Annotated in this window: 11 protein-coding genes and 3 tRNA genes; 9 read left to right on the top strand and 5 right to left on the bottom strand. The window is 71.5% G+C overall.

Annotated elements, in window-relative coordinates:
* Window positions 1–4: 4 nt before the first annotated feature.
* Window positions 5–1,006, bottom strand: a complete 1,002-nt coding sequence (gene tilS, locus F6B42_RS02895; protein ID WP_150418076.1) for a tRNA lysidine(34) synthetase TilS — start codon at window positions 1,004–1,006, stop codon at window positions 5–7.
* A gap of 354 nt (window positions 1,007–1,360) precedes the next feature.
* On the opposite strand from tilS, the gene F6B42_RS02890 reads away from it, so the two are divergent.
* Window positions 1,361–1,894: an inorganic diphosphatase gene (locus F6B42_RS02890; RefSeq protein WP_150418075.1), complete on the top strand. Its 534-nt coding sequence runs from the start codon at window positions 1,361–1,363 to the stop codon at window positions 1,892–1,894.
* Window positions 1,895–1,963: 69 nt separating this feature from the next.
* Here F6B42_RS02890 and F6B42_RS02885 read toward each other — a convergent pair whose 3' ends face one another.
* Entirely contained in the window at window positions 1,964–3,424 is a 1,461-nt protein-coding gene (locus tag F6B42_RS02885; protein WP_223878303.1) for a M23 family metallopeptidase, read from the bottom strand.
* A gap of 216 nt (window positions 3,425–3,640) precedes the next feature.
* Here F6B42_RS02885 and F6B42_RS02880 point away from each other — a divergent pair.
* The 3 genes from F6B42_RS02880 to F6B42_RS02870 all read left to right on the top strand — a co-directional run bounded on the left by F6B42_RS02880 (window position 3,641) and on the right by F6B42_RS02870 (window position 3,951).
* Window positions 3,641–3,713: transfer RNA gene (locus F6B42_RS02880), tRNA-Glu, on the top strand.
* A gap of 21 nt (window positions 3,714–3,734) precedes the next feature.
* Window positions 3,735–3,808, top strand: a tRNA-Asp gene (locus tag F6B42_RS02875).
* A gap of 70 nt (window positions 3,809–3,878) precedes the next feature.
* A tRNA-Phe gene (locus F6B42_RS02870) sits at window positions 3,879–3,951 on the top strand.
* A gap of 75 nt (window positions 3,952–4,026) precedes the next feature.
* On the opposite strand, the gene F6B42_RS14785 is transcribed toward F6B42_RS02870, so the two are convergent.
* On the bottom strand, window positions 4,027–4,176 hold the full coding sequence (locus F6B42_RS14785; protein WP_191089247.1) for a hypothetical protein: 150 nt from the start codon (window positions 4,174–4,176) through the stop codon (window positions 4,027–4,029).
* Window positions 4,177–4,393: 217 nt separating this feature from the next.
* On the opposite strand from F6B42_RS14785, the gene F6B42_RS02865 reads away from it, so the two are divergent.
* Complete coding sequence (locus F6B42_RS02865; RefSeq protein ID WP_150418073.1) at window positions 4,394–5,182, top strand: glucose 1-dehydrogenase; 789 nt, start codon at window positions 4,394–4,396, stop codon at window positions 5,180–5,182.
* A gap of 35 nt (window positions 5,183–5,217) precedes the next feature.
* On the opposite strand, the gene F6B42_RS02860 is transcribed toward F6B42_RS02865, so the two are convergent.
* Both F6B42_RS02860 and F6B42_RS02855 read right to left on the bottom strand, forming a co-directional pair.
* Window positions 5,218–6,096 (bottom strand): DUF72 domain-containing protein, encoded by an 879-nt coding sequence (locus F6B42_RS02860; RefSeq protein ID WP_223878302.1) that lies wholly within the window; start codon window positions 6,094–6,096, stop codon window positions 5,218–5,220.
* 93 nt (window positions 6,097–6,189) lie between these two features.
* Window positions 6,190–6,531 (bottom strand): YciI family protein, encoded by a 342-nt coding sequence (locus F6B42_RS02855; RefSeq protein ID WP_150418639.1) that lies wholly within the window; start codon window positions 6,529–6,531, stop codon window positions 6,190–6,192.
* Window positions 6,532–6,664: 133 nt separating this feature from the next.
* Here F6B42_RS02855 and F6B42_RS02850 point away from each other — a divergent pair, with 133 nt between their 5' ends.
* The 4 genes from F6B42_RS02850 to F6B42_RS02830 all read left to right on the top strand — a co-directional run bounded on the left by F6B42_RS02850 (window position 6,665) and on the right by F6B42_RS02830 (window position 11,937).
* Complete coding sequence (locus F6B42_RS02850) at window positions 6,665–7,828, top strand: polysaccharide deacetylase family protein (RefSeq protein ID WP_150418072.1); 1,164 nt, start codon at window positions 6,665–6,667, stop codon at window positions 7,826–7,828.
* 131 nt (window positions 7,829–7,959) lie between these two features.
* Window positions 7,960–9,087 (top strand): glycosyltransferase, encoded by a 1,128-nt coding sequence (locus F6B42_RS02845; protein WP_150418071.1) that lies wholly within the window; start codon window positions 7,960–7,962, stop codon window positions 9,085–9,087.
* A gap of 19 nt (window positions 9,088–9,106) precedes the next feature.
* On the top strand, window positions 9,107–9,388 hold the full coding sequence (locus tag F6B42_RS02840) for a glutaredoxin family protein (RefSeq protein WP_150418070.1): 282 nt from the start codon (window positions 9,107–9,109) through the stop codon (window positions 9,386–9,388).
* A 932-nt stretch (window positions 9,389–10,320) separates the two neighbouring features.
* Window positions 10,321–11,937, top strand: a complete 1,617-nt coding sequence (locus F6B42_RS02830; RefSeq protein WP_150418068.1) for a DEAD/DEAH box helicase — start codon at window positions 10,321–10,323, stop codon at window positions 11,935–11,937.
* Window positions 11,938–12,025 lie beyond the last annotated feature (88 nt).

Genomic DNA, 12,025 nt, shown 5'->3' with positions numbered 1-12,025 from the left:
GAGTTTAGGCGGCGCCGGGCGCGGCCGAGAACTCAATGAGCCGTCCGGTGCGGCGGGCGCGGCATCCGGGGAGGTCGATCGGTCCCTGCCCGCGGTAGTCGGTGACGAGGCGGGCGACCTCGAGGGTCTGCGCCCGCGTGAGACTCTCGTGGAACTCGCTCTGCACGACATGACGGATGATGCGGTGACGAAGCGCCGGCGGATTGGCGGCGAGTGCGGCCACCGAGACGGCGATGCCGGCCTCGGCGGGCTCGACGATGTCCTCAATGGTCTCGGCGATCATGTCGTCGAAGGCCTGCGCGTCCTCGCGAAGCTGCTCGGCCGTGCGCGCGAGGGCCTCGGCGATGCCCGGTCCGAGCTCCGTCTCGAGCACGGGCAGCACCCGCTCGCGGACGCGCACCCGGCGGAATCGGTCGTCGCTGTTGTGCGGATCTCGCCACGGAGTGAGCCCGGCCGCGCCGCACGCGGCGGCGGTCGTCGCGCGGCGCACCGCGAGCAGCGGACGCAGCCAGCGCACGCCGGTCTCATCGTCGGCGCGGTCGGCGGCCATGCCCCCCAGGCTCGTCGCGCCCGCGCCGCGCGCGAGCCCGAGGAGCACCGTCTCGGCCTGGTCGTCGAGCGTGTGTCCCAGCAGCACGGCGGCGGCGCCGGCACCCCGAGCCGCGTCGCGGAGAGCCCGCCTGCGCGCCTCGCGGGCGGCGGCCTCCGGGCCGCCCTCGGTGCCCACCTCGACGCGGACGACGAGCGGGTCGAGGCCGAGCGCGGCAGCGGCGCGGGCGGCCGCGAGGGCCGCCGCGTCCGAGCCCGACTGGAGGCCGTGGTCGACCGTGACGGATGCCGCGCGCAACCCGAGCTTCGGCGCCTCGAACGCCGTCGCGGCGGCGAGGGCCAGCGAGTCGGCACCGCCCGAGAGGGCGACGAGCACCGTCGAGCCCGCGGTGAGCGAGCTCAGCGCAGCGCGGACGGCGCGGCGGATCTCGGCGATGGCGGGGTCGAGGCTCGGCACCAGCCCACCGTATCCGCCCGGTCTTTGCCTCCCGATCGCGTGCACGATCTCAGGAGGATTGCCGGTCGAGCGTCCCCACACGCGCCGCGCACCTCGGGGTCTCCTGAGATCGTGCCTGCGGCGGCTGCCGGCGGGGCGGGGCGGGCGCCGGCGGGAGCGTCCGGTCGCCCGGCAGCACCGGCTGGCATCTGGCAGCGCGCCGTCGCACGGGCACGATCTCAGGAATCCCGCCGGCCCATCCGTCCGCTCGGCCGGTGAGGCCCGGGGTCTCCTGAGAACGGGCTGCCCGGGCGGGCGGCCGGTCGCCAGTAGGCTGGTCGCGGCATCCCACCGTCTTATCGAAGGAGCACAGGTATGGGCGCGTACGACGCCGTCATCGAGATCCCCCGCGGCAGCCGCGTGAAGTACGAAGTCGACCACGGCACCGGCCGGGTCTTCCTCGACCGCGTGCTGTTCACGCCGATGGGATACCCCAGCAACTACGGCTTCTTCGAGAACACCCTCGGCGAGGACGGCGACCCGCTCGACGTGCTCGTCCTCCTCGACCGCGACATCTACCCGGGCGTGCTGGCGAAGGTCCGCCCCGTCGCCGTGCTGAAGATGAGCGACGAGGCCGGCGGCGACGACAAGGTCGTGGCCGTGCTGGCGAAGGACCCGCGCTGGGCGCACATCCAGGACGTCGACGACATCGACGAGTGGACCAGGAACGAGATCGGTCACTTCTTCGAGCACTACAAGGACCTCGAGCCGAACAAGTGGGTCAAGGTCGACGAGTGGGCGAACGCCGCCGAGGCCGAGCGCCTCGTGGGCGAGGCGTTCGACCGCTTCGAGGAGCACGAGGGCCAGACCAAGACGCAGGGTGAGGGCGAAGCGCCCAACTCCCTCTGATCAGAGGCTGAAGCGAGGGGCGGATGCTGCAGCATCCGCCCCTCGCTGTTTTGCGGAACCGGGCCGGCGTCAGACCGAGATGCCGCGGTTGCGCAGGAACGGCGCCGGATCGATCCGGGTGCCGTTCTGGTAGATCTCGAAGTGCAGGTGGCAGCCGGCCGAGACGCCGGTGTTGCCGGCGTACGCGATGACCTGACCGGCCGAGACGCGCTGACCCCAGCCGACGGCGTAGCCGCCGTTCTGGATGTGCGCGTAGGCCGAGACGATGCCGCCGCCGTGGTCGACCTTGATGTAGTTGCCCCAGTCGCCCGTCCAGGCGGCGTGCACGACGGTGCCCGACGCCGCGGCGTAGATGGGGGCGGAGCAGCCGCCGGCGAAGTCGATGCCGCGGTGTCCGGTCGTGCAGCCGGCGCTCGAGCAGATCGTGCCGCGGTTGCCGAACCACGAGCTGATGTAGCCGGGACCCGGGCGCACCCAGCCCGACGGCTGGACCTGGCCTGCGCCGCCGCCGCCGCCACCGCCGGAGTTGCCACCGCCGCCGCCTCCGCCGCCGGAGTTGCCGCCACCGCCGCCTCCGCCACCGCTGTTGGCTGCGGCAGCCGCCGCGGCGGCCTCCTGGCGCCGGCGCTCCTCCTCGGCGGCGCGGCGCGCTGCTTCTTCGCGCTCGCGGCGCTTGCGCTCTTCTTCGCGACGACGCTCCTCCTCGACACCGGCCTGGTAGCCGGCCACGGTCGCGGCGGTCTCGTCCTTGAGGGCGGCGAGCTGCGCCTGCAGCGTCGCCATGTGCTCGGTCTGCGCGGCGAGGGCCTCCTGCGCGGCCTGGGCCGCGTTCTGCGCCGCGATGAGCTTCTGCTCGGCCTCCTGCTTCAGGCGGTCGCGCTCGTCGCGGGCGACGCTCGCCTGGTCGCTGAGGCTCTGCGCCGTGTCGCGGGCGGCGACCGCGTCGGCGTAGACGCCGCGGTTCGTCTGCAGGAGCTTGTCCATCGTGCCCAGGCGCGCGAGCAGGTCGTCGGCCGAGGCTGCGGAGTCCGAGAAGAAGAGCTTGAGGCTCGTGTCGTCGCCGCCGTTGCGGTAGAGCTGCGCGGCGAGCTTGCCGGCGCGGCGGGCAGTCTCGGTCGCGGCGGCGGCCTGCGCGTCGGCCTGCGACTGCAGCGACTCGGCGCGGTAGACGGCGTCCTCGTAGGCGGACTGCGCGACGGCGTACTCCTGGCCGAGGCGCTCGGCTTCGGCCTGCTTGTTCGCGACGTCGGCGGTGAGGTCGGCGATGAGCTGCTCGATGCGGGCGATCTCGCTGCCCTTGGCGGCCTCGTTGTTCTTCGCCCTCTGCACGTCGTCCCACGAGGGATACCCCTCGATGCCGAACGCCGACGGGATGCCGCCGGGTGCCAGGAACGCGGTCGCTGCCACGAAGCCGACGGCTCCGAGTCCGAGCGCGCCGCGCCGCGAGATGAGCTGCGCCAGTCTGCTGCGTTCGGCAGGAGTCGGCGCGCAGCCGCACTCTTCGGGGGATTCCAGGCTTTCGGATCGCACGCGGGTGACCTTCCCTATCGCGTGAACAACTCCGTTCACAGTAGCAACACACGTCACAGGACCAAAGCGTCGGGATGCCGGCATCCGATCGCGCGACTCGGCTCAGTCTGACCGTGCGACACGCCCGATCGGGGGACGCCGCGCCCTCGATTCGCACATTCGCGAAAGTTCTCGTATGCTTGACCCTCGGTAAGCGTGATCCTCTGGGACTCACTCGGCCCCATCGTTTAGCGGCCTAGGACGCCGCCCTTTCACGGCGGTAGCACGGGTTCGAATCCCGTTGGGGTCACACCCACAATTGAATAAGCATGGCCCTGTAGCGCAGTTGGTTAGCGTGCCGCCCTGTCACGGCGGAGGTCGCGGGTTCAAGTCCCGTCAGGGTCGCTCTCAAGCGACGGGCCCTTTGGTTTCCAGAGGGCCTGTCGTGTAGGACGTGGCTTTTTCGAAGCCATGCGGCTCTGTAGCTCAGTTGGTAGAGCGCACGACTGAAAATCGTGAGGTCACGGGATCGACGCCCGTCGGAGCCACACGGACCGTCGTTACAACGGTCCCAGAAACCCTCGCCTAGCTTCTACATGGCGGGGGTTTTGCTTTGCCCTGGCTCAGCCGGTCTGCCCGGGCTCGCTCATCCGGACGAGTCCGCAGGTCAGGCATGACCACGCGACGAGAAAGGACTCGTCGTCGAGGATCTCGAAGCGCAGCGCATCACCGCAGGTGGGGCACACCCACGGTGTCGCAGCTGGCGCGGTCACGGCCCGAGCATAAGCGCCGACAAGCGCCGCCGGGCGGCCGGACTCAGACGAGCATCGGGCGCGCGCGACGGTAGGTGCCGCGGCGGACCGCCGCAACCCCGTGCCCGTGGGCGCGCAGCGACGTAGCGTTGACGACGGTCGGCCCACGACGGCCGGCCCGACCGGCGCTCCACGCGACGGGGCGCTGATCGTCGCATCTCGAGCCCAGGAGGCAGATATGACGGACGCCCGTTTCACCGACAAGACCATCCTCATCACCGGAGGCGGTTCCGGCTTGGGTCGAGCCACCGCAGTGCGACTGGCGACAGAAGGCGCGAACCTCGCGCTCGTCGACGTGTCGGAACCGGGCCTCGCCGCCACGGTCGACGCCATCCGCGAGGTCGCACCCGATGCCCGCGTCATCACGACCGTCGCCGACGTGTCGGACGAGGCGCAGGTGCAGGACTACGTCGACGCGGCGAAGAACGAGTTCGGCCGCATCGACGGCTTCTTCAACAACGCCGGCATCGAGGGCAAGCAGAACCTCACCGAGGACTTCACCGCCGACGAGTTCGACAAGGTCGTGGCGATCAACCTGCGCGGCGTCTTCCTCGGGCTCGAGAAGGTGCTGCCGATCATGCGCGAGCAGGGCTCGGGCTCCGTCGTGAACACCGCGAGCGTCGGTGGCATCCGGGGCGTCGGCAACCAGTCCGGCTACGCCGCCGCCAAGCACGGCGTCGTCGGCCTCACGCGCAACTCCGCCGTCGAGTACGGCCGGTACGGCGTTCGCCTGAACGCGATCGCCCCCGGAGCCATCTGGACACCGATGGTCGAGAACTCGATGAAGCAGATCGACCCCGACAACCCCCGCAAGGCCGCCGAGGAGTTCATCCAGGCCAACCCGACCAAGCGGTACGGCGAGGCTCCCGAGATCGCGGCGGTCGTCGCCTTCCTGCTCTCGGACGACGCCTCGTACGTCAATGCGACGGTGCTGCCGATCGACGGCGGGCAGTCCGCCGCCTACTGACAGGCGACGCGCTCCCCGAGCACACGCGGCATCCGTCATCCCCCGTACGACGCGGCCACGCGCGCCGCGAGCGCCACCGCGTCGTGCGGGGCGTGACCGCGAGCGTCGTTGTCGAAGTAGACCCAGACGTCGCGCGGACGTCCGTCCGGCGCATCCGAGCCGTCCGCCCATCCCCGGATCCGTTTCGCCCACGTCGCGAGCTCGGCCTCGGTGTACCCGCTCGCGTAGAGATCGGTCGCCCCGTGCAACCGCACGTAGACGTGGTCCGCCGTGACCTCGTCGAACCGGGGCCAGCGCCCCGCCGTGTCGGCAACGACGAGGGCGGTGCCGGTGCGACGCAGGACGGCGACGGCATCCGGGGTTCCGAAGGTCTCCGAGCGCGGCTCGAGCGCGTGCCGGATCGGACGGTCCTCGTCGATCTGCAGCCAGGCGCGCCCGTCCAACCGCTCATCGTGGCGCTCGGCGAGCGCGAGCGCTGCGGACATCGTCCGCGGCAGGACGGCCAGGAACTCCTCGAGCACGTCGCGATCGAACGCCTCTCGCTCGGGCAGCTGCCACAGCACCGGCCCGAGCTGATCTCCGAGGGCGAGCACGCCCGACGCGAAGAAGTTCGCCAGCGCCGTCTCCACACCGCGCAGCCGCAGCATGTGCGTCACGTAGCGCGAGCCCTTCACCGCGAAGACGAACGACGCCGGCACCTCGCTCCGCCACCGGCAGTAGCTCTCCGGCCGCTGCAGCGAATAGAACGAGCCGTTCACCTCGGCGGTCGTCATCCGCTCGCCGACGTATGACAGCTCCCGTCGCTGCACGAGGCCGGGCGGGTAGAAGTCGCCGCGCCAGCTCGGGTAACGCCAGCCGGAGATGCCGATCCGCACACGGCCTCTCTTCTCACCGCGCATGCCGGGGCTGCTCATGCCCCAGGACTATCCCGACCCCGGCGCCTCGGCGAAGGGGGTTGTCGGAAGCGAGCGAGCCGGACTACGGCGCTGAGACAGGCGCCGCGCAGATCAGGTGCCCGCACCGTCGCCGAAGAGCCGCACCTCCTGCGCGCACCGGCACGCCGCAGCGAGCTTCGCCGCCCACGCGTGCGCGTCCTCGACGGTCGGAAGGTCGAGAACCGCGTAGCCGCCCTCGAGGCTCCGCGTCTGCTCGTAGGTGCCGGCGACCGCCACGCCGTCGGCGTCGACACGAACGGGCGGCACTGACCCGTCGATTCCGCCGCCGAACACCCACACACCGGCAGCACGCGCCTCATCGACGACGACTCGCGACGCGGCCGACACCGCGGGCAGCTCATCGTCCGCGACGACCATCGCGGCGCTCGGAAACGAGATCAGATACATCGGCACGGCGGCATCCCCCATCGACTCGGATGCCGTCATCCTCCTCGCCGCCCGGCCTCGGCACCAGAGGATCCCGGCTTCGGCGCCTTAGGATGCGGGACGGAGCGCGCAGCGACGCGCCCGCGTGAGGAGACACCCGATGGCCGCGACACGACGATCGACGAGCCGCCGGCAGCAGCGACGCCGCCGCATCCTCATCGGGACGATCACCGGCGCGGTCGTCGCCGCCGTCGCCGTCGCCGCGGTGGGCGTCGTCACCGTCCTGCAGCGCTCCGAACCGCCGAGCGCCCCGGCCGCCGGCGACGAGACGCCCGCGGTCACGACGCCGACGCCGACGCCGGACCCCACGCCGCTCACCCCGGCCCAGCAGCTGCTCGCCGGTACGACCGACCCGGCGGCGTGCGCCGTGTCGTTCGCGGGCGAGGGCATCGACCTCGCCCCGCTCCTCGAGAGCCAGGGATCGCTGTACGCGTCGCTCCCGATCCCGACGCGCGACGGCGAGGTGTTCGCCGGGTGGTACGCGACGCCCGACGACGCTGCCGCCCGCGCCATCCCCGGCCGGATCAACGGAGCGGATGCCGTGGCCTGCGACGCGCAGCAACGCACCCTCTACGGATCCTGGATGAGCCCCGCCGACAACGAGGCGGCGAAGACCCGCATCCCGATCCTCATGTACCACCAGTTCACGACGAAGCCCGAGGGCGAGTCGGGCTGGCTGCGCGGCAATTACGCGTACGTCGGCGACTGGGACGCGCACCTGGCCTACATCTCCGAGCAGCAGTTCTACCTGCCGACCTGGCCGGAGCTCAGCGCCTTCATCGACGGCGCCCTCTACCTGCCCGATCACTCGGTCATCGTCACCGACGACGACGCCGATCCGTCGTGGCTCGAGCTGGCGGTGCCGCTCGTGGAGAAGCACCAGGTGATGACCACCTCCTTCGTCATCACGGTCAACGGCCCCGGCCCCGACCTCACGCCCTACGTGCTCAAGCGGTCGCACACGCACGACATGCACACCGCCGGCGACAACGGCCAGGGCCGCATCGTGAACTGGTCGAAGGACCAGATCGTCACCGATCTGGACACCTCCGCGAGCGTCCTCGGCGGCACGAAGGAGGTCGTCGCCTACCCGTTCGGCCATTACAACGAGACCGCGAAGGAGGGCGTCGCCGCGGCCGGGTTCGAGATGGCCCGCACGATCGAGCAGGGCTACGTCTCGATCGGCACCGACAAGCTCGCCCTCCCCTGCATCCGCATCAACTACGGGATGACGGTCGACGACCTGAAACGTGCGATCGGCTGACGGCTCGCGGGCGCGGAACCGGGAACGATACCCCCGGCTGTGCTCATTGGATAGCCATAGGACAACTTCAGCGACCGTTCACCGATCGTCACTAATCTGAGAGTTCCCTGCCAGGAGAACGCGAGCGACACATGGATCTGACGATCGTCGTGCCGACCTTCAACGAAGGTCCGAACGTCGCCGAGCTGCTGCGTCGCATCGGCGACGCGGTCGATGACCGGCTCTTCGAGGTCGTCTTCGTCGACGACTCGACCGACGACACCCCGCAGATCATCGCCGCGGCCGCCCAGACCGCCGACTTCCCCGTGCGCCTCATCCACCGCGACGCGCCCACCGCCGGACTCGGCGGCGCCGTCGTCGAGGGGCTCCGGGCGGCGACCTCGAACTGGTGCCTCGTGATGGACGGCGACCTGCAGCATCCGCCCGAGGACGTCCCCCGCCTGCTCGCGCGGGCCGACCGCGACGACGTCGACGTCGTCGTCGCATCGCGCTACATCGCCGGCGGCGACTCGAAGGGCCTCGCCGACGCGACCCGCACCACCGTCTCGCGGGCCTCGACCCTGCTCACGAAGTCGATGTTCCCCCGCAAGCTCGGCGACTGCAGCGACCCGATGACCGGATTCTTCCTCGTGAATCGCGACGCCATCGACATCGATGCGCTCCGGCCGCGCGGGTTCAAGATCCTGCTCGAGATCCTCGCCCGGCGCCACCTGCGCGTCGGGGAGGTCCCGTTCGCCTTCGCATCGCGTTTCGCCGGCGCGTCGAAGGCGTCGTTCACGCAGGGCATCCGCTTCCTGACGCAGCTGCTCATGCTCCGATTCGGCCGCATGTCGGCGTTCGCCCTCGTCGGCGGCGTCGGCGCGATCGCGAACCTCGTCATCATGTGGGGGCTCATCCGCCTCGGTATGGACTACTTGCCGGCGTCGATCATCGCGAGCGAGATCACGATCATCGGCAACTTCCTGCTGCTCGAGTACCTCGTCTTCTCCGACATGCGCGCCGAGTCCGGCAGTATGCGGCAGCGATTCGTGAAGTCGTTCACGTTCAACAACGTCGAGGCGATCATCCGGATACCGGTGCTGTGGGTGCTCGTCGAGAACGCCCACATCCCGAGCGTCATCGCCGCGGGGCTCACCCTGATCGCCGCGTTCGTCGTGCGGTTCGTCTTCCACGCCCTCGTCGTGTACGCGCCCAAGCGCCAGCCCGTCGACGCCTCGCTCGCCGTCGCCCCCGAGCGCGCCCGAGCCGCTGAGTACTGAGCGGACGTACCCTGGGATCATGACTTCTCCCGAGACCGCCACCATCGACGACGCCGCCACCATCACGATGTTCGGCGCCGACTGGTGCCGCGATTGCCGTCGCACCAAGTCGCAGCTCGACGACCTCGGCGTCGCCTACACCTACGTCGACCTCGAGGCCGACCCCGCCGCCGCGGACGTCGCCCGCGAGATCTCCGGTCGCACCCAGATCCCCGTCGTGGTCTACCCCGACGCGACCCACCACGTCGAGCCGAGCAACGACGACGTCGCCGCGAAGCTGCGCGAGCTGTCGCTGATCTGACCCGCTCCCCCCGGGGTGGCGCCGGGCGCGTGCGTGGCGCGCGCCTGGCGCGTGCGTGGCGCGTGCCTTGATGCAAGGGACCTGAGCCGACACGCCGCAGCGGATGCCGGTGAGCCGGCATGTCGGGTCGAGAACCTTGCATCGCGGCACAGGCGCCGCGGCATCCGATCCACCGGCTCCGACCGACTGCCGACTCCGAACCGTGCGGTGCCCCGCCGAGCGGCAGCCGCACCACCGCGCTGTCGGACCACCGCCCCGTCCGACCACCGCCCCGTCCGACCACCGCCCCGTCCGACCACCGCCCCGTCCGACCACCGCCCCGTCCGACCACCGCCGCGTGCCGCGATCCAAGGCATTCTGGCCGACACGCCGCAGCGGATGCCGGTGAGCCGGCGTGTCGGGTCGGAAACCTTGCATCCCGGCACAGGCACCGCGGCATCCGATCGACCGGCTCGGACCGACTGCCGGCTCTTCGTCCCCCGCCGGACCGAGCTGCAGCCGCACCACCGCACCACCGCACCACCGCACCACCGCCTCGCCGGACCACCGCCCTGCCGGACCACCGCCGTGTGCCGCGATCCAAGGCATTCGGACCGACACGCCGCAGCGGATGCCGGTGAGCCGGCGTGTCGGGTCGGAAACCTCGCATCCCGGCACGCGCGGCGCAGGCGGCACAAGCGGCACGTGAGGCACAGGGCGGCGACCGCACCACAGGCACTCGAGGGCCGCCCGGGCGGCGACCGGCGGACGGGCGGGCACTGGTAGGCTGGGGGGACTTGTGGCGCGCTCGCGCCGCACGCGTCGTAGAACGCCTTCCGCGCACCGGGTCACGACCGGCATCCCGCGGACACTTTCGTACGGCGACCCCGCATGCGCACCCGCATCCGGGCCACCGACCAGGGCGCCGACGTGCGCCCGGAGAACAACTCCCCATGACTGACACCACTTTCCGCACGCTCGGCGTGCCCGCTCCGCTCGTCGACGCCCTCGCGAAGGACGGCAAGACCACGGCCTTCCCGATTCAGGTCGACACCCTCCCCGACACCCTCGCCGGCCGCGACGTCCTCGGACGCGGCAAGACCGGCTCGGGCAAGACGCTCGCCTTCTCGATCCCGATGGCCGCGCGCCTGGGCGGCGAGCTCGCCGGCGGCACCCGTCGCGCGACCCGCATCCTGGGCCTCGTCCTCGCCCCCACCCGCGAGCTGGCCACCCAGATCAACGCGACCCTGGCCCCGCTCGCGGCGGCCTACGGCATGAAGACCACGACGATCTTCGGCGGCGTGAACCAGACCCGCCAGGTGCAGGCGCTGAACGCCGGCGTCGACATCGTCGTCGCCTGCCCCGGCCGCCTCGAAGACCTGCTGCAGCAGCGCCACCTGACGCTCGACTCGGTCGAGATCACGGTCATCGACGAGGCCGACCACATGGCCGACCTCGGCTTCCTCCCGGCCGTCACGCGCATCCTCGACAAGACGCCGCGCGACGGACAGCGCATGCTGTTCAGCGCCACGCTCGACAACGGCGTGGACAAGCTGGTCAAGCGCTTCCTGCAGAACGAGGTGCTGCACTCCGTCGACGAGGCGCACTCCCCCGTCGCCGCGATGACCCACCACGTCTTCCACCTCGCCGGCGCCGAGGAGAAGAAGGACGTCGTCAAGGCGCTCGCCTCGGGTATGGGCCGCCGCATCCTCTTCACCCGCACCAAGCACGCCGCGAAGAAGCTCGCCAAGCAGCTGACCTCGCAGGGCATCCCCTCAGTCGACCTGCACGGCAACCTCTCGCAGCCGCAGCGCGACCGCAACCTCGCGGCATTCTCGGCCGGCACGGCCAAGGTGCTCGTCGCGACCGACGTCGCCGCTCGCGGTGTGCACGTCGACGACGTCGAGCTCGTCGTCCATGTCGACCCGCCCATGGAGCACAAGGCGTACCTGCACCGCTCGGGCCGCACCGCCCGCGCCGGCGCCGAGGGCGCGGTCGTCACGCTCGTCATGCCCGGCCAGGAGCGCGACGTCAAGGATCTGCTGCGCAAGGCCGCCATCGCGGTCACCCCGCAGTCGGTCACCGCCACCTCGCCCGAGGTGGTCGCGCTCGTCGGCACGGTCGCTCCCTACGTCACCCCGGCCCCGGTCGAGGCGACTCCCCGCGGCACGAGCCAGGGTGCGAACGCACAGCGCAAGCGCGCCGCTCGCGATGCCCGCGACGGCGCCGCCCCGCAGGGTGGTGGCCGCTCCGGCGGTCGCGGCCGCGGCGGCCAGGGCGGCGGTCGCGGCGGCCAGGGCCAGTCCGGCCAGGGCGGCCAGACCCGCGACGGCGGCGCCGGCGGTCGCGGTCAGCAGAGCCGCGGTCAGCAGTCGGGTCGCGGCGCGCAGCAGCCCGCCCGCGGCGGTCAGCCGGCGGAGCGCGCCCCGCGCGAGACGCGGGATGCCGCGCCCGCCGGCAACCCGCGCCGCACCGGTCGCCGCGCCTCCTCCACCGGTGGCGCCGGCGGCAAGCTCATGGTCGGCTCGGTCGTCCGCCAGAACAGCGCCGGACGTCGCAGCAGCCGCTGACCCGCGGCATCCGCTCTCAGAAGTCGTCGCGATCCGCTGTTTCCCGCCCCGGGAGGCAGCAGGTCGCGACGACTTCTCGCGTTCGCGG

This window comes from Microbacterium radiodurans, assembly GCF_008710705.1.
In the GTDB taxonomy this organism is placed as follows: Bacteria; Actinomycetota; Actinomycetes; order Actinomycetales; family Microbacteriaceae; genus Microbacterium; species Microbacterium radiodurans.
The sequence above is the reverse complement of the archived record's forward strand: the minus strand, read 5'-3'. Positions and strand labels throughout refer to the sequence as shown.